Raw genomic sequence first — 2,882 nt, 5'->3', positions numbered from 1 at the left:
GGGTCGTCCCCGGCCGCGCCCACGAGGGCGGCGGCGCGGCCCTGCGCGCGGCCGGCGGCCACCTCGTCGACGGCGAGGACAGCACCGTCCACGAGGACTGGGCCGGCCGCATCGACCTCGTCGTGGACGCCATCACCGGCATCGGCGGACGCGGCGGACTGCGCCCCGGCGCCGCCGCCCTCGTCCGCCGGTACACCGCGCACGGCGCGCCCGTCCTCGCGGTGGACCTGCCCAGCGGGGTCGAGGCCGACACCGGCGAGGTCACCGGCGACGCGGTGCGCGCCGACGCCACCGTCACCTTCGGCGCCTACAAGCCGGCGCTGCTCGTGGACCCGGCCGCCGAACGGGCCGGCGCGCTCAGCCTCGTCGACATCGGGCTCGGCCCCGAACTCCCCGAGGTGCCCGACCTGGAGGCCCTCCAGTACGCCGACCTCGCCGCCCTGCTGCCGGTGCCCGCCGCCGAGAGCGACAAGTACCGGCGCGGCGTCGTCGGCATCGCCGCCGGATCGGCGCGCTACCCGGGCGCCGCCGTCCTCGCCGTGTCCGGGGCACTGCGCGGCGGCGCGGGCGCCGTCCGCTACGCGGGCCCCGGCGCCGACGCGGTCATCGCCCGGCACCCGGAGACGCTGGTCCATCCCGGCCGCCCCTCCGAGGCCGGCCGGGTACAGGCATGGGTCGTCGGACCCGGACTCGGCGACGGCACCGAAGCGGTGGACGCCGTCTCCGACGTGCTGGCCACCGACGTGCCGGTACTGGTCGACGCGGACGGGCTGCGGCTGCTGGACCCGGCCGTCGTCCGGGGCCGGACCGCGCCCACCGTCCTCACCCCGCACGCCGGGGAGGCCGCCGCGCTGCTCGGCACGGCCCGCGAGGAGGTGGAGGCCGGGCGGCTCGCCGCCGTCCGGGAACTCGCCGCCCGCTTCGGCGCCACCGTGCTGCTCAAGGGCTCCACCACCCTGATCGCCTCCGCCGCCCCGCACACCCCGGTCCGGGTCAACCCGACCGGCACCCCCTGGCTCGCCACCGCGGGCAGCGGCGACGTGCTCTCCGGGCTGGCCGGCTCCCTGCTCGCCGCAGGACTCGCCCCGCTCGACGCCGCCTCCGCCGCCGCCCACCTGCACGGGCTCGCGGCCCGCCGCGCGGCGGACGGCTCCCCGGTCGCCGCGCTGGACGTCGCCGACGCGATCCCCGCGGCATGGCGGGACGTCCTGGCCTGAGCGATCCTGGAACGAGCAACCGCGCACGAGAGGTGACCGACCGTGAGCAGCAGCGGCGAGATCCGCGTCCACCGGGTCTACGACGAGGTGGAGGACGACGACGGCACCCGGGTCCTGATCGACCGGCTCTGGCCGCGCGGGGTGTCCAAGGAACACGCCGCGATCGACCGCTGGCTCAAGGACCTCACCCCCACCGCCGAACTGCGGTCCTGGTACCACGAGGACCGCTCCGGCAACCGCTACGACGACTTCGTCGAGCGCTACCGCGCCGAACTGGCCGGACCCGCGCAGTCGGCGGCCGTGGACGAGCTGGCCGGCCTGTACCGCGAGGGCGGCCCCGTGACCCTCGTCACGGCGGTCAAGGACATCGAACACAGCCACGTACCGGTGCTGGTGGAGCACCTGGACCACGAGCTGCACCACCGCTGACCCGGCCCGGCGCCCGGCCCGCCCGCCCCGCCACGGCCGCCCGGTGGCACGGCGGTGAGAGACTGGGCGCGATATGAACGAGACAGCGCCCTCGCGAGCCCGTGCCGAAATCGACCTCGCCGCACTCCGCGCCAACGTGCGCGAACTGCGTGCCCGGACGGCCGGGGCGCACCTCATGGCCGTGGTCAAGGCCGACGCCTACGGCCACGGCGCCGTCCCCTGCGCCCGCGCCGCCCAGGAGGCGGGCGCCACCTGGCTCGGCACCGCGACCCCGCAGGAGGCCCTCGCCCTGCGCGCGGCCGGGCTCGGCGGGCGGATGCTGTGCTGGCTCTGGACGCCCGGCGGGCCCTGGCGCGAGGCGATCGAGGCCGACGTGGACGTGTCGGTGAGCGGTCTGTGGGCGCTGCGCGAGGTCACCGCCGCCGCCGTCGCGGCCGGCCGCCCCGCCCGCATCCACCTCAAGGCCGACACCGGTCTCGGCCGGGCCGGCTGCCAGCCCGCCGACTGGCCGGAACTCGTCGCCGCCGCCCGTGCCGCCGAACGCGCCGGTACCGTCCGCGTCACCGGCCTGTGGTCCCACTTCGCGTGCGCCGACGAGCCGGGCCACCCCTCGATCGCCCTCCAGCTGAACACCTTCCGCGAGATGGTGGCGTACGCCGAGAAGGCCGGCGTCGAGCCCGAGGTGCGGCACCTCGCCAACTCCCCGGCCACCCTCACGCTCCCCGAGTCCCACTTCGACCTGGTGCGCACCGGGATCGCCATGTACGGCATCTCGCCCAGCCCCGAGCTGGGCACCTCCGCCGACCTCGGCCTGCGGCCCGTGATGACGCTCGCCGCGTCCGTCGCCCTCGTCAAGCACGTTCCGGCCGGACACGGCATCAGCTACGGCCACCACTACACGACGCCGCGCGGCACCACGCTCGGCCTGATCCCGCTGGGCTACGCCGACGGCATCCCGCGCCACGCCTCGGGCCGGGGCCCGGTCCTGGTCGGCGGGGTGCGGCGGACGGTCGCGGGCCGGGTCGCCATGGACCAGTTCGTCGTGGACCTGGACGGCGACGAGCCGGCGCCCGGCGACGAGGCGGTGCTGTTCGGCCCCGGCGACCGGGGCGAGCCGAGCGCCGAGGACTGGGCCCAGGCCGCCGACACCATCGCGTACGAGATCGTCACCCGGATCGGCGCCCGGGTGCCGCGCGTCCACCTCGGCGCGACGCCGGACGGCACCCCGGCCGCCGG

Annotated in this window: 3 protein-coding genes; all 3 read left to right on the top strand. The window is 77.3% G+C overall.

Annotated elements, in window-relative coordinates:
- Positions 1–1,217, top strand: a 1,217-nt coding sequence (locus MHW47_RS34085; RefSeq protein WP_239227715.1) for an NAD(P)H-hydrate dehydratase, incomplete at its 5' end; no start/stop codon positions are given.
- 42 nt (positions 1,218–1,259) lie between these two features.
- A complete protein-coding gene (locus MHW47_RS34080; protein ID WP_239227714.1) occupies positions 1,260–1,646 on the top strand; it encodes a DUF488 domain-containing protein in 387 nt (128 codons plus the stop codon).
- A gap of 73 nt (positions 1,647–1,719) precedes the next feature.
- A partial coding sequence (gene alr, locus MHW47_RS34075) for an alanine racemase (RefSeq protein WP_239227713.1) occupies positions 1,720–2,882 on the top strand: 1,163 nt, incomplete at its 3' end.

It is taken from the genome of Streptomyces sp. OfavH-34-F (assembly GCF_022347745.1).
In the GTDB taxonomy this organism is placed as follows: Bacteria; Actinomycetota; Actinomycetes; order Streptomycetales; family Streptomycetaceae; genus Streptomyces.
The sequence above is the reverse complement of the archived record's forward strand: the minus strand, read 5'-3'. Positions and strand labels throughout refer to the sequence as shown.